Source organism: Sedimentimonas flavescens, from assembly GCF_025154035.1.
GTDB classification, from domain to species: Bacteria; Pseudomonadota; Alphaproteobacteria; order Rhodobacterales; family Rhodobacteraceae; genus Rhodobacter; species Rhodobacter flavescens.
Genome location: NZ_JAOALJ010000004.1, coordinates 316,488 through 338,539, shown reverse-complemented (window position 1 = coordinate 338,539; position 22,052 = coordinate 316,488). Strand labels below are relative to the sequence as shown.

Annotated in this window: 24 protein-coding genes; 8 read left to right on the top strand and 16 right to left on the bottom strand. The window is 63.8% G+C overall.

Annotated features, from left to right (window positions below):
• Positions 1 to 490 precede the first annotated feature (490 nt).
• From pssA to N3C64_RS10000, 5 genes are all read right to left on the bottom strand, one after another.
• A complete protein-coding gene (gene pssA, locus N3C64_RS10020; protein WP_218631595.1) occupies positions 491 to 1,222 on the bottom strand; it encodes a CDP-diacylglycerol--serine O-phosphatidyltransferase in 732 nt (243 codons plus the stop codon).
• A gap of 10 nt (positions 1,223 to 1,232) precedes the next feature.
• Positions 1,233 to 2,012 carry a phosphatidylserine decarboxylase gene (locus tag N3C64_RS10015; protein ID WP_260014209.1) on the bottom strand — a complete coding sequence of 260 codons (780 nt, stop codon included), beginning with the start codon at positions 2,010 to 2,012 and terminating at the stop codon, positions 1,233 to 1,235.
• Between the two features lie 62 nt (positions 2,013 to 2,074).
• Positions 2,075 to 2,563 carry a 30S ribosomal protein S9 gene (gene rpsI / locus N3C64_RS10010; protein ID WP_218630652.1) on the bottom strand — a complete coding sequence of 163 codons (489 nt, stop codon included), beginning with the start codon at positions 2,561 to 2,563 and terminating at the stop codon, positions 2,075 to 2,077.
• A gap of 2 nt (positions 2,564 to 2,565) precedes the next feature.
• Positions 2,566 to 3,027, bottom strand: coding sequence for a 50S ribosomal protein L13 (gene rplM, locus N3C64_RS10005; protein WP_233677493.1), 462 nt, complete (start codon positions 3,025 to 3,027; stop codon positions 2,566 to 2,568).
• Positions 3,028 to 3,167: 140 nt separating this feature from the next.
• A complete protein-coding gene (locus tag N3C64_RS10000) occupies positions 3,168 to 3,620 on the bottom strand; it encodes a PaaI family thioesterase (protein WP_260014191.1) in 453 nt (150 codons plus the stop codon).
• A gap of 54 nt (positions 3,621 to 3,674) precedes the next feature.
• On the opposite strand from N3C64_RS10000, the gene N3C64_RS09995 reads away from it, so the two are divergent.
• Positions 3,675 to 4,463 (top strand): enoyl-CoA hydratase, encoded by a 789-nt coding sequence (locus tag N3C64_RS09995; RefSeq protein ID WP_260014189.1) that lies wholly within the window; start codon positions 3,675 to 3,677, stop codon positions 4,461 to 4,463.
• Positions 4,464 to 4,599: 136 nt separating this feature from the next.
• On the opposite strand, the gene N3C64_RS09990 is transcribed toward N3C64_RS09995, so the two are convergent.
• The gene (locus N3C64_RS09990; protein ID WP_260014187.1) at positions 4,600 to 5,343 is read right to left on the bottom strand and encodes a cytochrome c biogenesis CcdA family protein; all 744 of its coding nucleotides are present in this window, start codon (positions 5,341 to 5,343) and stop codon (positions 4,600 to 4,602) included.
• Positions 5,344 to 5,434: 91 nt separating this feature from the next.
• On the opposite strand from N3C64_RS09990, the gene N3C64_RS09985 reads away from it, so the two are divergent.
• A complete protein-coding gene (locus N3C64_RS09985) occupies positions 5,435 to 5,659 on the top strand; it encodes a sulfurtransferase TusA family protein (RefSeq protein ID WP_260014185.1) in 225 nt (74 codons plus the stop codon).
• 52 nt (positions 5,660 to 5,711) lie between these two features.
• Here N3C64_RS09985 and N3C64_RS09980 read toward each other — a convergent pair whose 3' ends face one another.
• From N3C64_RS09980 to purC, 6 genes are all read right to left on the bottom strand, one after another.
• Positions 5,712 to 8,462 (bottom strand): ribonuclease E/G, encoded by a 2,751-nt coding sequence (locus tag N3C64_RS09980; protein WP_260014182.1) that lies wholly within the window; start codon positions 8,460 to 8,462, stop codon positions 5,712 to 5,714.
• A gap of 568 nt (positions 8,463 to 9,030) precedes the next feature.
• A complete protein-coding gene (locus tag N3C64_RS09975; RefSeq protein WP_218630658.1) occupies positions 9,031 to 10,356 on the bottom strand; it encodes a sigma-54-dependent transcriptional regulator in 1,326 nt (441 codons plus the stop codon).
• A gap of 3 nt (positions 10,357 to 10,359) precedes the next feature.
• The gene (locus tag N3C64_RS09970; RefSeq protein ID WP_375546110.1) at positions 10,360 to 12,162 is read right to left on the bottom strand and encodes a sensor histidine kinase; all 1,803 of its coding nucleotides are present in this window, start codon (positions 12,160 to 12,162) and stop codon (positions 10,360 to 10,362) included.
• 45 nt (positions 12,163 to 12,207) lie between these two features.
• Positions 12,208 to 12,876 carry a phosphoribosylformylglycinamidine synthase subunit PurQ gene (gene purQ, locus N3C64_RS09965; protein ID WP_260014179.1) on the bottom strand — a complete coding sequence of 223 codons (669 nt, stop codon included), beginning with the start codon at positions 12,874 to 12,876 and terminating at the stop codon, positions 12,208 to 12,210.
• 71 nt (positions 12,877 to 12,947) lie between these two features.
• Entirely contained in the window at positions 12,948 to 13,187 is a 240-nt protein-coding gene (gene purS, locus N3C64_RS09960) for a phosphoribosylformylglycinamidine synthase subunit PurS (RefSeq protein ID WP_260014178.1), read from the bottom strand.
• Positions 13,188 to 13,200: 13 nt separating this feature from the next.
• Positions 13,201 to 13,962, bottom strand: a complete 762-nt coding sequence (gene purC, locus N3C64_RS09955) for a phosphoribosylaminoimidazolesuccinocarboxamide synthase (protein WP_218630662.1) — start codon at positions 13,960 to 13,962, stop codon at positions 13,201 to 13,203.
• Between the two features lie 225 nt (positions 13,963 to 14,187).
• Between purC and N3C64_RS09950 the strand changes: the two genes are divergently transcribed.
• Both N3C64_RS09950 and bmt read left to right on the top strand, forming a co-directional pair.
• Positions 14,188 to 14,490: a DUF1476 domain-containing protein gene (locus N3C64_RS09950; protein WP_218630663.1), complete on the top strand. Its 303-nt coding sequence runs from the start codon at positions 14,188 to 14,190 to the stop codon at positions 14,488 to 14,490.
• 191 nt (positions 14,491 to 14,681) lie between these two features.
• Positions 14,682 to 15,695 carry a betaine--homocysteine S-methyltransferase gene (bmt, locus tag N3C64_RS09945; protein ID WP_260014176.1) on the top strand — a complete coding sequence of 338 codons (1,014 nt, stop codon included), beginning with the start codon at positions 14,682 to 14,684 and terminating at the stop codon, positions 15,693 to 15,695.
• 92 nt (positions 15,696 to 15,787) lie between these two features.
• Here the strand turns inward: bmt and N3C64_RS09940 are convergent, their stop codons facing one another.
• Entirely contained in the window at positions 15,788 to 16,885 is a 1,098-nt protein-coding gene (locus tag N3C64_RS09940; RefSeq protein ID WP_260014175.1) for a PA0069 family radical SAM protein, read from the bottom strand.
• 169 nt (positions 16,886 to 17,054) lie between these two features.
• On the opposite strand from N3C64_RS09940, the gene N3C64_RS09935 reads away from it, so the two are divergent.
• The 3 genes from N3C64_RS09935 (at position 17,055) to N3C64_RS09925 (ending at position 18,631) form a co-directional block, all read left to right on the top strand.
• A complete protein-coding gene (locus tag N3C64_RS09935) occupies positions 17,055 to 17,750 on the top strand; it encodes a cobalamin B12-binding domain-containing protein (RefSeq protein WP_218630666.1) in 696 nt (231 codons plus the stop codon).
• Positions 17,751 to 17,840: 90 nt separating this feature from the next.
• Positions 17,841 to 18,005, top strand: a complete 165-nt coding sequence (locus N3C64_RS09930; RefSeq protein WP_218630667.1) for a hypothetical protein — start codon at positions 17,841 to 17,843, stop codon at positions 18,003 to 18,005.
• Positions 18,002 to 18,631 (top strand): DUF1638 domain-containing protein, encoded by a 630-nt coding sequence (locus N3C64_RS09925; protein ID WP_260014174.1) that lies wholly within the window; start codon positions 18,002 to 18,004, stop codon positions 18,629 to 18,631. The genes N3C64_RS09930 and N3C64_RS09925 overlap by 4 nt, the downstream gene beginning before the upstream one ends.
• Before the next feature lie 12 nt (positions 18,632 to 18,643).
• Here the strand turns inward: N3C64_RS09925 and N3C64_RS09920 are convergent, their stop codons facing one another.
• The 3 genes from N3C64_RS09920 to N3C64_RS09910 all read right to left on the bottom strand — a co-directional run bounded on the left by N3C64_RS09920 (position 18,644) and on the right by N3C64_RS09910 (position 20,753).
• Positions 18,644 to 19,243: an HNH endonuclease gene (locus N3C64_RS09920; protein WP_375546109.1), complete on the bottom strand. Its 600-nt coding sequence runs from the start codon at positions 19,241 to 19,243 to the stop codon at positions 18,644 to 18,646.
• A gap of 218 nt (positions 19,244 to 19,461) precedes the next feature.
• On the bottom strand, positions 19,462 to 20,124 hold the full coding sequence (locus tag N3C64_RS09915; RefSeq protein WP_260014173.1) for an alpha/beta hydrolase: 663 nt from the start codon (positions 20,122 to 20,124) through the stop codon (positions 19,462 to 19,464).
• Positions 20,121 to 20,753, bottom strand: coding sequence for a DNA-3-methyladenine glycosylase family protein (locus tag N3C64_RS09910; RefSeq protein ID WP_260014172.1), 633 nt, complete (start codon positions 20,751 to 20,753; stop codon positions 20,121 to 20,123). The genes N3C64_RS09915 and N3C64_RS09910 overlap by 4 nt, the downstream gene beginning before the upstream one ends.
• A gap of 65 nt (positions 20,754 to 20,818) precedes the next feature.
• Here N3C64_RS09910 and N3C64_RS09905 point away from each other — a divergent pair, with 65 nt between their 5' ends.
• The gene (locus N3C64_RS09905) at positions 20,819 to 22,051 is read left to right on the top strand and encodes an MFS transporter (protein WP_260014171.1); all 1,233 of its coding nucleotides are present in this window, start codon (positions 20,819 to 20,821) and stop codon (positions 22,049 to 22,051) included.
• Position 22,052 lies beyond the last annotated feature (1 nt).

The following is a 22,052-nucleotide window of genomic DNA, read 5'->3' as shown; positions in this document are numbered from 1 at the left end:
ACAGTGAAGCTGACAATCACATCATCGACCCGAAAGCCTAGTGACCCGATATGCTACGGTTAAACGTCGAAACCGACCAAACCGCCCGCATATCTCTTCAGATATCCATCAATGTCAAAGAGCGTCAGGCCAAAACGAACCATCGCATCCCATACTGGGCGCTGGATGGCCGCTCAACCTGAGTGTTGTTGCTTTCGGATCGTCGCGCTTGGCTCGGACCGTCCGGCGTCCCGCTGCGGCGTCTGCCGCGTCGGTGAAGGGCGTTTTACGGGTACTGACGGGGGACCGCAAGAGGAATTTTCGCAAAACCGTCATTTTTTTTCGATAGCCTGAAAATTGCTGTGAAAAGCCTGGGTGCAGCAGCATTCGCTCGGCCCGAGAAGAAATCCTGCCACGCAGCATGTCCCGCACCTGCATGCTGCGAAGCGACTCGGTCTGGTGCCCGGGAATCGCAAGGGCCGGATCGTCTCCGACCCGGCCCTTTCATCACTCAGCGCAGGATACGTCCGCGCATTCTCCATACCCCTGGTACAAGCATCGCCACGTAGATGAGATCCAGCAAGGCCATCAACAACCAGATGCGGGTAAACATCAGCCCCATGGCGATCGCTGTACCCATCAGCAGCACGCCGACACCCCAGCGGGGAACCCTCAGCGACTTTGGTGAGAAGGTGGGCACCCGCGAGATCATCAAGAAACCGACCAGCCCCAGCCAGAGCGCCGCAGCGAAGGGCGCCTCGCGCGTCTCAACCATTCCAGCCAGGCTCAGGAACACCGGCAGCAGCGCCAGCATCGCCCCGGCAGGAGCCGGTACGCCGGTGAAATGGCTCTTGCCCGCCCCGGCCTCGCCACGCGTCACGTTGAAGCGCGCCAAACGCAGGCACCCGGCCGCGGCGAAGATCAGCACGAAAACCCAGCCAAGCGCATTCGCCTCGCCGAGAGCGAAGCGATAGACCAGCAGGCCGGGCGCCACGCCAAAGCACAGGAAGTCGGACAGGCTGTCCAGCTCCGCGCCAAAATCCGAGGTGGCCCGCAGACGTCGCGCGATCAAGCCATCGAGCCCGTCGATGAGCGCCGCCAGAATCAGCAGTACGACCGCTGTCTCGAACTTGCCCACCATCGTGAAGCGGATCGAGGTCAGCCCGAGGCACATGCCCGCAATCGTCACCAGGTTTGGCAACAACAGCAGGAACGGCATCTGCTCGCGTTCGCGCGGCTCCATCACGACCTCCTCAGCGAATACCGCCGCTGCGCGCGGCCTCGCTCGATTGCAGATCGGCCAGAACGGTTTCGCCTGCGACCATGGTCTGACCGATGCAGACCTGGGGCTCGACCCCATCGGGTAGATAGATATCGAGGCGCGAGCCAAAGCGGATCAGGCCGAACCGCTCGCCGGTCAGCATCTCTTGACCCTCATTGACCTCGCACAGGATGCGCCGCGCCACGAGGCCCGCGATCTGCACCACGCCGTAGCTGCGCCCGTCCGCGATCTGCACCGCGAGGCCGTTGCGCTCATTGTCCGAGCTTGCCTTGTCGAGCGAGGCATTGAGGAACTTGCCGGGCCGGTAGGCGACCTTGGTGATCCGCCCCGCCATCGGCAGGCGGTTCACATGGCAGTTGAACACCGACATGAAGACCGAGATCCGCGTCATCGGCTGATCGCCCAGCCCCAGTTCCGCCGGCGGCACCGCCGGCTCCAGAAGCGAGACGACCCCGTCCGCCGGGGAGATCATCAACCCCTCGCGCGTGGGCGTCACCCGCACCGGATCGCGGAAGAAGTAATAGACCCAGACGGTCAGGCCGACACCGATCCAGCCGAGGAATTCGCAGATCAGAAACAGCACCAGCGTGATGCCGGCAGCAATCGCGACGAACTTGCGGCCCTCGCGGTGCATCGGCTTGACGAAGGTGGAAAGCATGGAGACGGACATGTTCGGTCCTTTATGTTGTTTTCCAGTCCTTAGCCTAACATGGCCCGGATGGAAACGGTTCGCTTCGCCTCGCGCCCCCAACGTCTCCAAAAGAAAAACGCGGCCCCGAAGGACCGCGTTCTCCAAAATCGTATTCGCGAAGATCAGCGCTTCGAGAACTGGAACGACCGGCGGGCCTTGGCCTTACCGTATTTCTTACGTTCCACAACGCGCGAGTCGCGGGTCAGGAAGCCAGCGGCCTTCAGCGGCGCACGCAGCGAGGGTTCGAACAGCTGGAGCGCTTTCGAGATGCCGTGCTTCACCGCACCGGCCTGGCCCGAGAGACCACCGCCAGCAACGGTCGCATAGACGTCGAATTCGCCTTCGACACCGGCAACCTGGAACGGCTGGTTCACGATCAGCTGGAGCACCGGACGGGCGAAGTAGACGTTCATCTCTTTGCCGTTCACGATGACCTTGCCCGAACCGGGCTTGACCCAAACGCGGGCGACAGCGTCTTTGCGCTTGCCGGTGGCGTAGGAACGGCCCAGCTCGTCACGGACGGGCTCACGCGGACCGGCTTCGGCAACAGCCGCGGTGGCGGTGCCCGAAACGGCCGACTTCAGATCGTCGAGGGATTTGATATCGGACATGATTAGCTCCGGGTGTTCTTCTTGTTCAGGACTTTGACGTCGAGAACTTCGGGCTGTTGGGCTTCATGCGGATGCTCGGTACCGGCATAGACGCGCAGGTTCGACATCTGCTGACGGCCAAGACGGTTGCGCGAGATCATGCGCTCGACGGCCTTGATCACGACGCGCTCCGGGTGGGCGCCTTCGAGAACCTGGCGCGCGGTGCGGTGCTTGATGCCGCCCGGGTGGCCGGTGTGCCAGTAGTAGCGCTTGTCTTCGCGCTTGTTGCCAGTCATCTGCACCTTGTCGGCGTTGATGATGATGACGTTGTCACCCATGTCCATGTGGGGGGTGAAGGTCGGCTTGTGCTTGCCACGCAGGCGCATGGCAACGATCGTGGCGAGGCGGCCCAGAACGACGCCCTCAGCGTCGATCAGGATCCACTTCTTTTCGATCTCCGCCGGTTTCGCGGTATAGGTTTTCATTTCAGATCGCCCTTGAACGGGTTGTGGAATTCGGATGTGGGCTTTTCGTGCATTCGCGCACGAAAAGCAAGCGCGTAAATGTCAAATTTAATACATCATTTCAAAGGCTTAAAAAATAGGTATCAAAATACCCCAATCATCTATCTCCGCCTGGTGGTCGATTCCGGCCCCTGCCCCGCCTGTGGAGGGATGGAATAGGTCATCGAGGCGCGCGCGACGGGCTCGGTCTGCCCATCCGAATAAATCAGCACATCCCCCACCGCCAGAACACGCCCCAGCTTGAGCAAGCGCACCTTCGCCACCAGATCCCGCCCCGCCTCGGGCTTGCGCATGAAGTCGACGCTCGCCCCCGTCGTCACCGCCAGCGCAACCGGGCCAAGGCGGCTGAGGATCGCAAGGTAAATCCCCACATCGGCCAGCGCGAACATGTTCGGCCCCGAAACAGTGCCACCCGGGCGCAGGTGACGCTCGTGCACATGCATGCGCACGACAAGCTCCTCCCCCACCTCATCGACCGAGAAATCCTGCGCGACCTGCGGAAACTCCCGCGCGATGAAGGCCTCAAGTGACGTAGCGTCCATTTTCAGTTGCATCTTCCCTCCCCGCACTCCCTGCCCCTAGACTTCCGCCCAACAGGGAGGTTTTCAATGACGGATCTTGTCGAACTCGAACGACGTGGCGTCATCGCGCATCTGACGATGAATGCTCCGGGCAGCCTGAACGCGCTGTCTGACGCGATGCTGGCCGCGCTGAAAGCGCGTTTCACCGAACTCGCGGCTGATCAGACGATTCGCGTGGTGGTGCTGAAAGGTGCCGGGAAGGCCTTCTGCGCCGGCCATGACCTCAAGGAGATGCAAGCCGGGCGGCAGGCGGAAGACAAAGGCCGCGCCTATTTCGCCGATCTCTTCGCGCGCTGCGCCGAAGTGATGCAGATGATCCCTGCCCTGCCCCAACCTGTGATCGCCGAGGTTCACGGTATCGCCACCGCAGCGGGCTGCCAACTTGTCGCTTCGTGCGACATGGCCGTTGCGGCCGAAGGCACGCGCTTTGGGGTGAACGGGGTGAATATCGGCCTCTTCTGCTCAACCCCGATGGTCGCGCTTTCGCGCAATGTGCCGCGCAAAGTGGCCTTCGAGATGCTGACCACCGGCGAGTTCATCGATGCCGCCCGAGCGCGCGAGGTTGGTCTGATCAACCGCATCGTCCCGCATGACGCGCTCGACGCGGAAACCTCGCGCCTTGCGGAAACTGTCGCGGGCAAGCTCTCGGCGGCCGTCAAGATCGGCAAACGGGCGTTCTACGATCAGATCACTCTCGAGCTCGCCGCCGCCTATGACCACGCAGCCGATGTGATGGTGGAAAACATGCTCTGGCGCGATACGGCCGAGGGGCTGCAGGCCTTCATCGAAAAGCGCAAACCGGATTGGGCGGAATAGGGGGCGCTGCCCCCTCGGCCTGCGGCCTCTCCCCCGAGGTATTTAGACAAGGAGAAAGCGCAGTCCCCTTCAATGTGGATGAAATATCCCGGGGGTGAGCGCAAAGCGCGAGGGGGCAGCGCCCCCTCTTGCCCGCTCAGCCCAGGCTTGCCAGCGCCGGGAAGGTCTCCAGCAGCCAGAAACTAATGGCAGAGAAGGCGTTGGTCAGAAGCAGAAGTCCCACGACGACCAGCAAGCCGCCCATCGTTTTTTCGATCAGCCCCATGTGGCGTTTGATGCGATTCATGACGCCCATGGCCCGCTGGATAAAGAGAGCAGCCAGCAAGAAGGGAATGCCAAGGCCGAGCGCATATACCGCAAGCAGCCCGGTTCCGCGCGCCAGGTCGCCGCTTGAGGCGGCGATTGACAGGATCGCACCTAGCTGCGGCCCGATACAAGGCGTCCAGCCGAAGGCGAAGGCAAGGCCCAGAACATAGGCGCCGAGACTAGACCCACCATGATCCCCGGCGTCGATGCGTGCCTCTCGGTCCAGCAGCGGAATGCGGTAGAGGCCCAGGAAGTGAAATCCGAGTGCAATGATCACGACGCCTGAAATACGGCCAAACAGTTCCTGATTCTGCAGAAAGAACCGTCCGAAGGCTGAGGCGGCGAATCCCATGAACAGGAACACTGTCGAAAGCCCCAGCACGAAGAAAAGCGCTGGCACCGCTGCTGAGCGCTTTCCCTCGCGCAGATCGCCCATGCTGACCCCACCCATATAGGCCAGATATGGCGGCACGATGGGCAGAACGCAGGGGCTGAGAAATGAAAGCAATCCCGCCACCAGCGCGACCAGCGCGGCGGGCAGAAAAGCAGCGTCGATGAGATCAATTCCGAACATGCCCCCCCATAGCACCGACGTCGCCACGCGTCACCTGCCCGCCGGTCACAAGCGCGTGGACAAATGATCGCGGGCAGGCTAGCGCGAAAGCATGGAGACCGAGACCCACATCGACGCCAAGGGCCTTCTGTGCCCGCTTCCGGTATTGCGCCTGCGCAAGGTGCTTGAAGCCCTGCCTGCGGGCGCCTGTGTCGTGCTCGAGGCGACCGATGGTGCGAGCTGGATCGATGTTCCGCATTTCTGCGCACAAGCGGGGCATACCCTGCTCGAGGCAGAGGATCTGGGACGCATCAAGCGCTATCGCATCCGCAAGTGACCCTCCAAGACGGAAGTCGCCGGGCGCTGAGGCCCGGCGATCCATTTCTTTCTTAGCTACCCGCTGACCACCAGCCACGGCGCTTGGGCTTGGGCGGACCGTCTTCGGCAACCGGCTCCGCCGAGGCGGCTTCAAGCTCAGCCATCGGGGCCTCCGGCAGTTCCACCGGCGCCTCGGCCGGGGCCTCCTGCGGCGCTTCGGGCAACTCGACAGGCGCCTCAACAGGAGCTTCGGCAGGCGGAGCGACCGGGGCCTCCGGCGGCTGCTCTACCGGTGCCTCTTGCGCCGCCGCGGGCTCCTCAGGCGTACCGGCCTCGACCGGGGCCACGGCTTTCTTGCGTGAGCGCGTAGGCTTCTTCGGAGCGGCCTCGCCATCTGGCGTGGTCGCCTTGCTGCGCGAGCGGCTGGTCTTGGCAGGCGCCTCGCCATCCTCGACCTTCTTACGCGAACGCGAAGCGCGCTTCTTGGGCTCAGCATCTGCGACGGTCGCGGTTTCTGCAACGGGGGCCTCGACCACCGGATCGACAGCCGGCGGCTTCACGTCCTCCAACTCCGCCGCAGCGGCGGCGCGCGCAACGTCCTCGGCATCGCTGTCGTCGTCCGATGCGTCGTCCTCGTCGCCTTCTTCACCGACGTCCGATTCCTCGCCTGCCTCCGCGCTTGCGCCGTTGCCGTTCCTCTTTTTGCGACGACGGCGGCGCTTTTTCTTCCGCGGCTGCTCTTCGGTGTTGGCTTCGGGCTGCTCCGATGCAACCTCGGCCTCTTCCTCTTCGACCTCCTCGACCAGATCTGCCTCGTCGATCTCGGCCATCAGTTCAGCCGAGGCCGAGACCACCGGGCTTTGCAGCTCGGGAACGATACGGGTCGCAGTCTTGAACTTCTCGATCGAGAAATCGGGGCTGACCAGCGACGGATCGGCCTCGATCCGCACGGCCATGCCGTAGCGCGCCTCGATCCCGGCGATATGCTCGCGCTTGGCGTTCATCAGGTAGTTGGCAACGGCCACGGGGCAGCGCACCAGGACTTCGCGCGAGCGCTTGCGGGTGCCTTCTTCCTCGATGGCGCGCAGAACCTGAAGCGCAAGGCTGTCATCCGAACGGATGAGGCCCGTGCCATGGCAATGCGGACAGGGCTGCGTGGTCGATTCCAGCATCCCCGGGCGCAGGCGCTGACGGCTCATCTCCAGCAGGCCAAAGCCCGAGATGCGGCCCACCTGAATGCGCGCGCGATCGGTCTTGAGGCGCTCTTTCAGGCGCTTCTCGACGGCCGCGTTATTCTTGCGCTCTTCCATGTCGATGAAGTCGATGACGATCAGACCGGCAAGGTCGCGCAGACGCAGCTGGCGCGCTACCTCGTCGGCGGCCTCCAGGTTGGTCTTGAGCGCGGTCTCCTCGATCGAGCCCTCTTTCGTGGCGCGGCCCGAGTTGACGTCAATCGCCACCAGCGCCTCGGTCACGCCGATCACGATATAGCCGCCCGACTTGAGCTGCACGACCGGGTTGAACATCGAGCTGAGGTAGCTTTCGACTTGGTAGCGCGCGAACAGGGTCAGCTGTTCGTTGTAATGCTTCACGTTCTTGGCGTGGGACGGCATGATCATCTTCATGAAGTCCTTGGCCACGCGATAGCCGCGCTCGCCCTCGACCAGCACCTCATCGATCTCTTTCGAGTAGAGATCGCGGATCGAGCGCTTGATCAGGTCGCCTTCCTCATAGATCGGCGCGGGCGCGACCGACTTCATGGTCAGATCCCGGATCTGCTCCCACAGACGCATAAGGTATTCATAGTCGCGGCGGATCTCGGTCTTGGTGCGCTGCGCGCCCGCGGTGCGGATGATCAGCCCGGCACCCTGCGGCACCTCCATCTCGCCCGCGATTTCCTTGAGCTTCTTGCGGTCAGCGGCATTGGTGATCTTGCGCGAGATGCCACCACCGCGCGCGGTGTTGGGCATCAGCACGCAGTAGCGGCCGGCAAGGCTGAGGTAGGTGGTCAGGGCCGCGCCCTTGTTGCCACGCTCTTCCTTGACCACCTGCACCAGCATGATCTGGCGCACCTTGATAACTTCCTGGATCTTGTAGCGGCGCGCACGCGGCTTGCGCGGGGCGCGGATCTCTTCCTGCACATCCTCTTCGGCGACGGATTCGATCTCATCGTCGGTCGGATGGACGTGATGGTCGTGATCGTGCACCTCCTCGTCAGAGGCGTCGTCCGCCTCGTCGGCGGCTTCCTGCGGCTCGACGGCCTCAGGCTCGGTAACAGGCTCCACTGCGTCATCTGCCACGATCGGCTCTTGCGCCTCGGCGACATCGGCCTCGACCGCTTCGATCACCGGTTCCTCGACAGCGCCTTCGGGGGCTGCATCGCCCTCCAGATCGACCACGGCCATGCCCGGAATATCTTCCGAGCGCACGACCGCATCGGTTTCAGCTGCCTTCTCGGCTTTCGCCGCACCGCTGCGCGGACGGCGCGAACGGCGCGGACTGCGGCTACGCTCCTCGGCCTCTTCGGCCTCCGCGGCAAGCCGCTCTTCCTCAAGCAATGCCTGACGGTCGGCCACCGGGATCTGGTAGTAATCGGGGTGAATTTCCGCGAAGGCGAGGAAGCCGTGGCGGTTCCCGCCATAATCGACAAAAGCGGCCTGGAGCGAAGGCTCCACCCGCGTTACTTTTGCCAGATAAATGTTCCCGGCCAGCTGCCGTTTGTTGATGGTTTCAAAGTCGAACTCCTCGACCTTGTTGCCGTCCACCACCACCACGCGGGTTTCTTCCGCATGTGTGGCATCGATAAGCATCTTCTTTGCCATTAATCCTGTTTCCGCACGCTGATCGGCGCCTTGTCCTTGCGGGCAAGACGCGTTCAACGTGGTTTTTGTTTGAGGCGAGTGCGTCCGAGACCATGCAGGGGCGGGCGCCCAAGGGGCTGCCCGTCCTCACCTGCTCTGTGCCTGCACGCGTCATCGCGGTTCTTCCCAAGCGCGGACCTCAGGCCCGTCACCCAACTGAAACCCCAGGCTTTTCAAGGCCTTTGGGCATGACTACGACCTTGCGGCCAATCGGTTGACCCGGAAACAGGCTCGGCTGTGCGATACCTTCGAAACCGGAGATCAGCGAATTCCGTGGGCGAGAACGTCGCAAAACGTGCGTCTCACCGACATATTTCGGACAATAGCCTCGGCGCGCGACCAAAGACAATCGCTTTTTCGTCAGACCTGCATGCCCATTCCCGCCCGGTGAAGGGGGCTCCGCCCCCGCGCTCGCGCGCTCCCCCGGGATATTTTCACCACATTGAAGGTGATCGAGCCCCCTCAACGCGGCGGAAATATCCCGGGGGTGAGGCCCGCAGGGCCGGGGGGGGCAGCGCCCCCTCCTGCGTCAGATGTAATCCTGGCGCTGCAGGCCGTATTTCGCCATCTTCTCGTTCAGGGTCCGGCGCGGCAGGCACAGTTCCTCCATCACCGCAGAAATCGAACCCTTGTGGCGCCGCATCGTATTGTCGATCAGCATTTTCTCGAAGCTCTCGACATATTCCTTCAGCGGCTTGCCCTCGGTCGTCATGGCGGGACCTGCGTCTTCGTTCTCGGCCATCAAGAGCGAGGCGATCGAGCCCGTTCCCCGGCGCGATTGCAGCACGGCGCGCTCGGCCACGTTGATCAACTGCCGCACGTTCCCCGGCCAAGGCGCTTGCAAGAGCTGCGCGGCCTCCTGCGCCGTGACTTCGGGCGCATCGCAGCCGTATTCCTCGGCGAATTGTTCCGAGAGCCGGTTGAACAGGGTCAGGATATCCTCGCCGCGCGCGCGCAGCGGCGGCAGAGTGATCTTGAGTGCGGCAAGGCGGAAGAACAGGTCGGGCCGCAGCGCATCCTCAAGCGTGCGCCCTTCGCCATGCGCATTGCAAATAGCGATGATACGGGTTTCCGCAGGCGTCCCCTGATCGCTGATGAATTGCAGCAGACGCGCCTGAAGGGCCGAGGACAGCGCCTCGACATCCTCTAGCACCAGGGTGCCGCCGCGCGCTTCTTCGACCAGCGGAAGGCCATCTTCGACCGGGCCGAAGAGGCGTGCGGCCAGAACGTCCTCGGTATAGGCCGCGCAGCTCACGACCACGAATTTCTTGCCCGCGCGCGGCCCGGTGGCATGGAGCGCATGGGCGACCAGCGTCTTGCCCGTTCCCGTCTCGCCGTCGATCAGAACGTGCCCGTCCGCCTGGCTCAGGTCGAGGATATCCTCGCGCAGCCGCTCCATCGGAGCCGAGGTGCCGATCAGCTTGCCCATCACCTGGCTGCCCTCGGCCAGATCGCGCCGCAACGCGCGGCTGTCGAGCGTCATGCGCCGCATCTGCGTGGCGCGCTTGGCCAGTTCCGTCATCCGGTCCGGGTTGAACGGCTTTTCCATAAAGTCCATCGCGCCCAGACGCATCGCCTCGACCGCCATGGGCACATCGCCATGCCCGGTGATCATGATCACCGGCAGGCCTGAATCGATGCCCATGAGGCGCTTGAGAAACGCCATCCCATCCATCCCCGGCATACGGATATCCGAGATCACGACGCCCGGCCAATCCGCACCGATCACCTTCAGCGCATCTTCCGCACAGGCGTAGGTTTCGGTATCGAACCCCGACAACGCAAGCCACTGGCTGACCGACTGGCGCATGTCCTCTTCGTCATCGACGATCGCCACTTTCATCATCCGTGCCATGCTTTACTCCGCAGCCTCCGCGCCATCCGGCGCAGTCTTCAGTTTCGCTTCCGACAGGAGCGGCAGCTGCATCTCGAATACAGCTCCGCCGCCCTCGGCATTATGAGCGGTCAGACGACCGCCAAAATCGCTTACGATCGAGGAAGAGATCGCAAGGCCAAGGCCCGTCCCCTCCCCCGGTTTCTTGGTGGTCCAGAACGGCTCGAACAACTTTTCCAGATCGCTCAGCCCAGGACCATTGTCACGCACGCTCAACACGGCGGTCTCACCCGCAGCCAGGATCAGCTCGATCTGCGGATCGGCGACGGTTTTCGTTGCATCGAGCGCATTGCGCAGCAGGTTGATGATAACCTGCTCCAGCCGAATACGGTCTGCCAGCACCATCACCGGCTCGCGCGTCATGGTGCGAGTGATGCGCACCGTACGCGCCTTCAACTGCGGCTCCATCATCGCCAGCGCCGAGCTGATCGCCGCGCGCAGATCGACCGGTTCGAAGGCCTCGCCGCCCTTGCGCGCGTAGGACTTGAGCTGCCGTGTAATCGCACCCATCCGATCGATCAGATCGTCGATGCGCTGGAACGAGCTTAGCGCCTCTTCGCTGCGATTGCGCTGCAGCAGCAGGCGCGCGCCTGCAAGATAGGTCTTCATCGCCGCCAACGGCTGGTTCAATTCGTGGCTGACCGCCGCCGACATCTCGCCCAAGGCCGCCAGCTTCGAGGATTGCGCCAGCGTCTGCTCGGCCACCGCCAGATCCTTCTGCACCCGCTCGCGTTCTGCAATCTCGCGCGAGAGCCGCGCGTTCAGCGCGCGCAACTCGGCCGACTCGCGCCGGTAGCGCGCAGATTGAACGCGCGCGCGCCGCGATAGCCAGTAGAAAGCGAGCGCCAGAAAGATCGCAAAGCCCATGATCTCCAGCGCCAGCACCGCATTCACGCGCTCGCGCACCGACTCGTAGCTGGTGAAGGCAGTCATGCGCCAGCCGCGGAACGGAATGCGCGTCTCGGTGCGCATCACCGCCTGACCGCGCAGATAGGCATCGGGGGCTTCGTTCGCCCAGTCCGCCGTCGCCTGCAGCGCGCGCTGGATCGCGGTCGGCGCGTCGCGGCGCGCCAGCGCCTCGCTCATGGTCAGCCCGCGCCACTTCGGCTCGGTCGTCAGGATGATGCGCCCCTCGCTGTCGGTCACTGCAACCGCGTCCGAGATTCCGGCCCAGGCACGCTCGAACTTGGACAGCTCCGCCTCGACGACGATCACCCCCACCACGCGCCCGTCGGCCACCAGCGCGCGGGAATAGTTGAACTCGGTCCCCCCGGTTTCGCGGGCGGTCGCGGTAAAGATCGTCTCGCGCGAGCGCAACCCCTCAACGAAGAACGGCGCGGTGGAATAACTCGTTCCGATCAGATGCCGGTTGGTCGAGGCAACGGTGCGTCCGCTCGCATCCAGCAACCGGATCGAGGCCGCCGCAACATCCTGCTTGGCGGAAATCAGCGTCGCCGATGTCTTCGAGTAATCCAGGGACTCAAGCGCATTCGTCAGCCCCGGATCGCGCGCCAAAAGCAGCGGCACGACCGAGGTGCGCTGCAACTCCGAGATGATATTACCCGTGTACAGCGCCAGACGCAGCTCCGTGCGCACCCGCGTTGTCTCAGAGAAACGATCGGTCAGCCACAGATTGGTCGCCCACATCGCGCCCACACAGAGCGCGACAATCAGCACCCCGACGATACGGGTCACCACACGCCCGCCGCGCTGTGCGGCGGGGTCGGTCGATTGATTTTGATCTGGAACGCGCGGGGTTACGGCCATGCCGCGAATTTAGGTTAGCCCCGCCCCCCCGGCAAGGCTAAGACCTCAAGCCTGCGCCAGCATCCCGCTCAACGCGCGGAAAAGCGCCGCCCCGTCGGTGCCACCCTGCGTCGGGTCCACCGCGCGCTCGGGATGCGGCATCATGCCCAGCACCCGGCGGTTCGCGCTCAGCACACCCGCGATATCATCGACCGAGCCATTGGGGTTCTGCGCATAGCGGAAGGCCACGCGGTCCTCGCCCTGCAGCGCCTTCAGCCCCTCGGCGTCGATCGTGTAATTGCCGTCATGATGCGCAACCGGGAAAACCACCTCGGCACCCCTCGCATAGGGCGCGGTAAAGGCACTGTCCGTTGTCGCAACTTTCAGCGTCACCGGCTTGCACACGAACTTGAGCGAGGCATTGCGCATCAGCGCACCCGGCAGCAACCCCATCTCGGTCAGCACCTGGAAGCCGTTGCAGATCCCGATGACGTAACCGCCCCGGGCCGCGAAATCCACGACCGCCTGCCCGATGGGCGAGCGCGAGGCAATCGCGCCGCAGCGCAGGTAGTCGCCATAGGAAAACCCGCCCGGCACCCCGATCACATCGACGCCCGAGGGCAACACGGTGTCCTTATGCCAGACCCGTACGACCTCCGCGCCGGCCTTGGCAAAGGCATCGGCCAGATCGCGGTCGCAGTTCGACCCGGGGAAGGTGATGATGGCGGCTTTCATCGCAAGGGCTCCTGCATTCAACGTGGTCGAAATATCCCGGGGGTCCGGGGGCAGCGCCCCCGGCCTTATCCTCAGGCGATCTCGATCGTGTATTTCTCGATCACGGTATTGGCGAGCAGCTTCTCGCACATCGCCTTGACCTCGACCTCGGCGGCGGCCTTGTCGGTCGCGGCCAGGTCCAGTTCGATCACCTTGCCCTGACGGACGGCCTCAACCCCCGAGAACCCGAGGTGCCCGAGCGCGTGGCGCACGGCCTCGCCTTGCGGGTCCAGAACCCCATCCTTCAGCATCACATGAACGCGGGCTTTCATCGCGGGCGGCTCCTCAGTTGATCAGGGTCGGCTTGATATTGGTGGCGTTGGTCGGCAGAACGCCCAGACGGCGCGCGACCTCGGAATAGGCATCCGTCAGCGAACCCAGATCCCGGCGGAACACGTCCTTGTCGAGCTTCTGGTTCGTCTTGATGTCCCACAGGCGGCAGCTGTCGGGGCTGATTTCGTCGGCGACGATCAGGCGCATGAAATCACCATCCCACACCCGGCCGATTTCGATCTTGAAGTCGATCAGCTTGATGCCGACACCATAGAACACGCCCGACAGGAAGTCGTTCACGCGCAGCGCAAGGCTGACGATATCATCGAGATCCTGCTGGTTGGCCCAACCGAAGGCGATGATGTATTCCTCGGGCACGAGCGGATCGCCAAGCGCATCGTTCTTGTAGCTGTATTCCACGATCGGACGCGGCAGCGGCGTGCCCTCTTCCAGACCCAGACGCTTCGAGATCGACCCGGCCGCGAAGTTGCGCACGATCACCTCGAGCGGCACGATCTCGACCTGGCGGATCAGCTGCTCGCGCATGTTCAGACGGCGGATGAAATGGTTCGGCACGCCGATATTGGTCAGCCCGGTCATGAAGTATTCGGACAGGCGGTTGTTCAGCACGCCCTTGCCTTCGATGGTGGCCTTCTTTTGCGCATTGAAAGCGGTCGCATCGTCCTTGAAGTACTGAACCAGGGTTCCCGGCTCCGGGCCTTCATAGAGAACCTTCGCTTTGCCTTCGTAAATCTTCTTGCGCCGGGGTGCCATGTGCTCTCCGTTTCGGATCGGGCCCCAATCGGCGGCAGCCGGTGGATCGGGGCAAGGGGCGGGCGCTTGGGCCCTTTCGGCCCCTATAGGACAAGGCGATGCGCCCCGCAAGACAAAGGGGCGTGCGCAAAGCGGTTAAACTTCTGCGAATGACCCTTGCAGTGGCCCCGTCTGGCGGGCATATGAAAGATAAGAGGAGCCTTGTAAAAAGGGGGAGGAAGACCGATGACGACTTTCGACGATCGCGAACACGCCTTTGAAAGCAAATTCGCCTATGACGCGGAGAAGCAGTTCAAAGCCGAGGCCCGCTGCACCAAACTGCTTGCGAACTGGGCCGCAGCCCTTCTTGGCAAGGACGTTGAGGCCTATACCAGCGAGCTGATCGCAGCCGATTTCGAAGAAGCCGGTCAGGACGATGTCTTCCGCAAGCTCGTCGCCGATCTGGCCGGACAGGCCGACGAGGCGACCATCCGCGCCAAGATGGCGGAGTGCATGGCCGAGGCCAAGGCGCAGATCGACGCTGGCTGATTGCCTTCAGATCAGGATTTCCAGAACCCCCGCTGCGCGCAGCGGGGGTTTTTCTTTGCCCTTCCCGAAAGAGTTGCGCGCGCCTCATCATCTTCTTGAAGAGAACGAATTTGCCAAAAGCGGCCAAAGATGGCAGGAGGGGCGCCAACCGCCGCCCCCCGCGGCGCAGATGGATTCCGAAAGGCCACCCGATGACCAACGCCCTGAGCCGCCTTCTTGAGACCCGCGACTGGCTTCTGGCCGATGGCGCGACCGGCACCAACCTGTTCAACATGGGCCTCAGCTCGGGCGAGCCGCCGGAACTGTGGAACGCTGATCACCCCGACCGGATCGCCAAGCTTTATTCGGGCGCGGTCGAGGCGGGTTCGGACCTGTTCCTGACCAACACCTTTGGCGGCAACGCCTCGCGCCTCAAGCTGCATAACGCCCAAAGCCGCGTGCGCGAGCTCAACCGCCTTGCGGCGGAAATCGGCCGCGAAGTGGCCGACAAGGCGGGTCGCCCCGTTATTGTCGCGGGCTCGGTCGGGCCGACGGGCGACATCTTCGCTCCGATGGGCACGCTGACCCATGAACTCGCCGTCGAGATGTTCCACGAGCAGGCCGAAGGCTTGAAGGAAGGCGGCGCCGACGTTCTCTGGGTCGAGACGATCTCGGCCCCCGAGGAATTCAAGGCCGCCGCCGAGGCCGCGCGCCTCGCTGGCATGGATTGGTGCGGCACCATGAGCTTCGACACCGCAGGCCGCACCATGATGGGCGTGACCTCGGCCGATCTCGCGGCGCTGGTCGAAAAGCTGCCCAACCCGCCGCTCGCCTTCGGCGCCAACTGCGGCGTGGGCGCGGCAGACCTGATGCGCACGATCCTCGGCTTCGTCGCCGCCGGGACCGAACGTCCGGTCATCGCCAAGGGCAACGCGGGCATCCCGAAGTATCACGACGGCCACATCCACTATGACGGAACGCCCGAGCTGATGGGCGATTACGCCTGCCTCGCGCGCGACGCGGGCGCCACCATCATCGGCGGCTGCTGCGGCACCATGCCCGAGCACCTCAGGGCGATGCGCGCCGCGCTGGAAACCCGCCCGCGCGGGCCGCGCCCCACGCTCGAGGAAATCTCGGCCAAGCTCGGCGCCTTCTCCTCGGCCTCGGACGGCACCGGTGACGATCCCGGTGCAGGCCGCGAACGCCGCTCGCGTCGCCGCGGATAATCGCACTGACATCAAATGCTTGACCCAGACGGGGCCTCGGCCTCTTCTGGGAACGGCCCCGCTTTGCCCAAGGACGACCGATGCAGACCGCCTCAGAACAGCGACAGCTGATCCCCGGCCATGGGTGGCGGGGCAAAGCGCGTGCAATCGAGGGCACCCAGATCCCGCACGAAACCAAGCCGTCGGCACGAGACGGCAAAGCGTTGCGCCAGCAGATCGGCTTCGACCCCCTCGCCCGTCATCCGGCTGGTGAAGCGCGGATCGTTCAACTGCCCGCCGCGCATGTCGGCGATCGCGCCCAGCACCCGCTCGGCGCGCAGCGGCACATGGCGTTCGAGCCAGTCGGCGAACAGCGGCGCAACCTCATGCGGCAGGCGGATCAAAAGCATCCCGGCAGCCCGGGCACCCGCGCGGCGCGCCTCGGTCAGGATCGCCTCCAACTCGTGATCGGTCAGACCGGGGATCATCGGTGCCGCCATGACGCGCACCGGAATACCCGCGCGGCTGAGTTCACGGATCATGCGGATGCGGGTCGCGGGCGCAGGCGCGCGCGGCTCCATCTTGCGGGCCAGATCGGCGTCAAGCGTGGTGACGCTGACACCCACATGCACGAGCCTGCGGGCCGCCATGTCGGACAGTATGTCGAGATCGCGCAACACGCCTGCCCCACGCGTCACAATCGTGACCGGGTGGTTATGGGCGCTCAGCACCTCAAGCAGTCCGCGCATGACGCCCAGCTTGGCCTCAAGCGGCTGATAGGGGTCGGTGCTGGTGCCAATGGCGATCGGCGCTACCTGATAGCCGGGCTTGCGCAACTCGCGCGCCAGCACCTCGGGCGCCTCGGGGCGGGCGACCAGCTTGGTCTCGAAATCGAGCCCCGCCGACAGGCCCAGATAGCCATGCGAGGGCCGTGCGAAGCAGTAGATGCAGCCATGCTCGCAGCCCCGATAGGGGTTGATCGAGCGGTCGAAGGGCACGTCGGGGCTGGTGTTGCGGGTGATCACGCTGCGCGGTCGCTCGATGCTGACCTCGGTGCGCACCAGCCGCTCTTCCTCGATGATCTCCCAGCCGTCATGCACCCATTCGCGCAGGTAGGGCTCGAACCGCCCCACGGGAGCACTGGCGGCGCCGCGCGCCTTCAGGCGCTGGCGTGGGTCGGTAGGCGGCAGATCGAAGGGCAGCAGACTCATGCGCCCAAATTAGAACACAACGAGAACATTCACCAGAGGATTCGCGGCAACAAGAACCCATCTGCGCCCCCATCTGTCGGAGCCGATGCCGAGCATGTCGCAATTCGCAAAGTATTCCGGGCCCTTTGCCCACATCACAAGAACAAGACAGCGATCAGGAGACCGCGCTATGGCCGATGAAGACGATATCATCCTCTCGGAACTGGATGACGAGGAGCTGGTGCTCCAGATGATGGACGACCTCTACGATGGCCTCAAAGAGGAAATCGAAGAGGCGGTCGAGATCCTGCTCGAGCGCGGCTGGACGCCCTATGACATCCTGACCAAGGCGCTTGTTGCCGGCATGACCATCGTCGGCGCCGATTTCCGCGACGGGATCCTTTTCGTGCCTGAAGTGCTGCTGGCCGCCAACGCGATGAAGGGCGGCATGGCCATCCTCAAGCCGCTCTTGGTCGAGACCGGTGCGCCGCGCATGGGCAAGATGGTGATCGGCACCGTGAAGGGCGACATCCACGACATCGGCAAGAACCTCGTGTCGATGATGATGGAGGGCGCGGGCTTCGAAGTGGTCGATCTGGGCATCAACAACCCGGTCGAGAACTACATCGACACCGCCGAGAAAGAGGGTGCCGACATCATCGGCATGTCCGCCCTGCTGACCACGACCATGCCCTACATGAAGGTCGTGATCGACGCTCTGAAGGAAAAGGGCCTGCGCGACAAGTATCTGGTCCTGGTTGGCGGCGCGCCGCTGAACGAGGAATTCGGCAAGGCCATCGGTGCCGACGCCTATTGCCGCGATGCTGCCGTGGCCGTGGAAACCGCCAAGCACATGATCGCGCGCCGTCATAACCAGATGGGCTAAGCCCGCGATAGTGATCGAAATTGGCCCCGGAATTCACTTCCGGGGACTTTTTTTTGGCGCGTACAAAGCCCATAATTAAGGAGATGGAGGATGAAGATGTCCCTGCCCCATTTTCTGGCGCTGATTCTTGTTGCGATCCTTGCGGCCGGCCTGACGGTCTGGCTTGCGCATTCGGTCGGGCTGTCGCTGGCCATCGTGGGTAGCGCGGCGCTGATCGGCGCGGCGATCGCGCGGCTGATGGCCCGCGTGGAATGATTTCCGATGAAACGCTGAGCGCCGAGGGGATGCGCCCCTCGGGTCGTGGCCGGGTGCTGCTGATTGCCTGCGGAGCGCTGGCGCGCGAGATATTGGCGCTGAAAGCGGCCAATGGCTGGGATCACCTCGACCTGACCTGCCTGCCCGCCAACCTGCACCTCTGGCCCGAGAAGATCACTGCCGCAGTCGAGGACGCCGTGCGCAAGCACCGCGATCGCTACGACGATGTCTTCGTCGTCTATGCCGATTGCGGCACCGGCGGGCAATTGTTCGAAAAGTGCAAGGAGTTGGGCATCGAGATGGTCGAAGGCCCGCATTGCTATTCGTTTTTTGAAGGCAATGAGGCCTTCGCCGCCAAGGCCGAGGATGAGTTCACCGCCTTCTACCTGACCGATTTCCTGGTGCGCCAGTTCGATGCCTTCGTGTGGAAGCCGATGGGCCTCGACCGCTACCCCGAACTGCGCAACAGCTATTTCGCGCATTACGACCGGCTGATCTATCAGGCGCAGACCGACGATCCGGCACTGGATGAAAAGGCGCGCGAGGCGGCTGAACGGCTTGGCCTGCGCTACGAGCGGCGCTTTACCGGCTATGGTGATCTGGAAACGACCCTCGCCCGTATCTGACTGCGCTAGGTCTCAGGCTTCCAGTTCGGCGTCCCAGTAAAGGAAATCCATCCAGCTTTCGTGCAGATGCCCCGGCGGGAAGCGGCGGCCGACCGCGTGCATTTCCTCGGCGGTCGGCTGGCGCGCGGGCTTGCGCAGGTGCAGCCCCGAGTCCTTCAAGGGTTTGTTTGCCTTGCGCAGATTGCACGGCGCGCAGGCTGCCACGACGTTTTCCCAGCTGGTGATTCCCCCGCGCGAGCGCGGCACCACGTGGTCGAAAGTCAGATCCCCTTTTGATCCGCAATACTGGCAGCAGAATTCATCCCTCAGAAAAAGATTGAAGCGCGTGAATGCCACGCGCTTCTGAGGACGAACGAATTCCTTGAGTACGACGACCGAGGGGATGCGTATCGCCTCTCTCTGCGATCGGACCACCTCGTCATATTCCGCGAGGATGATCACCCTGTCGAGGCAGACCGCCTTGATCGCCTCCTGCCAGGGCCAAAGCGATAGCGGGTAATACGAAAGTGGCCTGAAATCCGCGTTCAGCACCAGCGCCGGATAGTGCCGGAGCGCGGATGGCTCTCGCACGAATTGCGTTCGAAACTCGGTCCTGTCGCCGTGGTCCAGCATGCGTGACTCCGTCCTCGCCCTGTCGCCCGTCGGGTAGCTGGGGGCGGAGATCGCCCCTGCCTATAAAATAACTATATATGGCGTTTCGCATCTGGCAAGCCTCGCCATATGCGATCTTTCTGCCGTGCAGCATGGCTAGCACGTGGATATGACGCGGGGGTGACACCACGCGACGCGGATGATCTGGGCGGTCTCAGTCTTGGCGCAGGAAGTGGCCCTCAGCCCGGCAGTTTCTGCTTGAGGAACGAAAGCGCCACCGAAAGCCCGTCCGGCGCGATGCCGTGGCCGGTGCCCTCCATCACATGCGCATAGGTTTCGAAACCCGCCGAGACCAGCGCATCGCCCGCCAGCCCCATGTCCGCGAAGGGGACGACCGGATCGGCATCGCCATGGATCAACAGCACCGGCGGCTTCGAGATCGCCTCTTGTGCCAATGCATCCGGACGCAGCAGCCGGCCCGAAAAGGCCACCACCGCCGCGACCGGCGCGGGCCTGCGCGGGGTGACGTCAAGCGCCATCATCGTGCCTTGCGAAAAGCCGATAATCGCCAATTCTGAAGGCGTTAGGCCTTCATCTTCAAGCAGCCCGTCAAGAAAGGCATTCAGGTCGCGCGCTGCCGCCTGCATACCCTGCGCCGCGGCCTCCTCGCTCGATCCGTCAAGCCACGGGATCGGGAACCACTGCCGCCCGAACGGATTGCCCGAGCACGGCTCGGGCGCGTCGGGGGCCAGAAACAGCGTGTCGGACAGATGCGGCGCCAGCGGATCGGCCAGCCCAAGAAGGTCGGCCCCATCGGCCCCGTAGCCATGCAAGAAGACCACAGCCGACTTCACCCGCCCCGATTTCGGCGCCTTGCGCCCGACCTTGAGTTCCCGCGTCATGGCGCCACCCCTTCCCTCTGTTTCGCCCAAGCGTAATAGGCCCAAAGCCCACGCGCCGCAACGGCCCTCCAGGGCGCCCATGTCGCAGACAGCGCATTGAATTCCTTGCGCTTCGGGCGCTCTGGCAGATCAAAGAGCATCCGCGCCCCCTCGGCCAGCGCCAGATCGTCCACCGCGAACACATCCGCCCGCCCGAGCGCAAAGATCAGATACATCTCGACCGTCCAGCGCCCGATCCCCGGCAGCGGCAAGAGCGTCGCCACCACCTCCTCATCCGGCAGAAGGCGCAGCGCGTCAAAATCAATCCCAGCCGAGGCAAGCGCCTGAACATAGCGCACTTTCTGGCGCGACAATCCGCATCCGCGCAGATCATCCTCACTCGCGCAAGCAATCGCGTCGGGCGCACCCAGACCCGCTGTCAGCAGCTTGTTGCGGATCGAGTTTGCCGCCGCGACTGAAACCTGCTGCCCCAAAATCGCGTCGCGCAAGGCCTCGAACCCGTCCTCGCGACGCCGTAGCGGCCACGGGCCCGTCAGATCAAGCGCATGGGCGAATCGCGGCTCGGCGCGCGCCAGCCAGGCCGCGCCCTCCGCAATATCCGCGTCGCATGTGATGATACGTCCCACCATGGCGCGAGCCTGCCCCATCGCGGGCACTCTTGCCAGCCCCTTCGCGCCCCGTTAGGGCTTTGTCCATGAATGCTTCGACCGACCTCATCGACGCACCCGCTCCGGGTAAATGGCGCAACGTGATCGTGCTTGTGCTCGCACAGGCATTGCTTGGCGCGCAGATGTCGATGATCTTCACCGTGGGCGGGCTTGCGGGCCAGTCGCTGGCGCCCAACCCCTGCTGGTCCACCCTGCCGCTGTCGCTGATCGTGCTTGGCTCGGTGCTGTCGGCGCAGCCGATGTCCGAGTTCATGTCGGCCTACGGACGCCGGTCCGGCTTCATTCTGTCCACCGTCGCCGGGGGCATTGGCGCTGCCATCGCCGCGTACGCGCTCTATATCGGGTCGTTTTCGCTCTTCATGGCGGGGTCTTTCCTGACGGGCATCTACATGTCTGCACAGGGGTTCTATCGCTTCGCCGCAACCGACGGCGCAAGCCCCGAGTTCCAGCCCAAGGCCATTTCCTATGTCATGGCGGGCGGGCTTGCGGCAGCGATCATCGGCCCGCAGATGGTCAAGGCGACCGCGCAAGCGATGGCCGTGCCCTTCATGGCGACCTATATCGCCATCGTCGGCATCAACCTGCTCGGGCCATTGCTGTTTGCCTTCCTGCGCATCCCGGCACCGGGCCGCCGGGCCAAGGGCGCCGCTCACCCCGGCCGCACCCGGCGCGAGTTGCTGCGCGACCCGGTCATCGCCGTCGCGATGATCTGCGGGATGGTGTCCTACGCACTGATGAACCTTGTGATGACCTCGACGCCGCTTGCAGTCGTCGGCTGCGGGTTCGACGCCGGGGATGCCGCCGATATCGTCTCGGCGCATGTGCTGGCGATGTATGTGCCCTCGTTTTTCACCGGCGCACTCATTGCCCGCTTCGGGCGCGAGGTGATCGTCGGCGTCGGCCTGCTGATCCTCGCGGCTTCGGGTGCGGTGGCGATGACAGGCGTCGAGCTTGATAACTTCTTCATCGCCCTCGTCTTGTTGGGCGTGGGTTGGAACTTTGGCTTCATCGGCTCCACCGCGATGCTGGCCAGCGCGCATTCGCCCGAAGAGCGCGGCCATATCCAGGGCATCAACGATTTCGTGGTTTTCGGCGGTGTGTTCGTGGCCTCGCTCAGCTCGGGCAGCCTGATGAACTGCGCCGAGGCGGGCGATCCGCAGGCAGGCTGGCAAGCGGTGAACCTTGCCATGCTGCCCTTCCTGACCCTCGCGGGCGGCGCCCTGATCTGGCTGATGATGCGCCCAAAGGAAACGCGCTGAG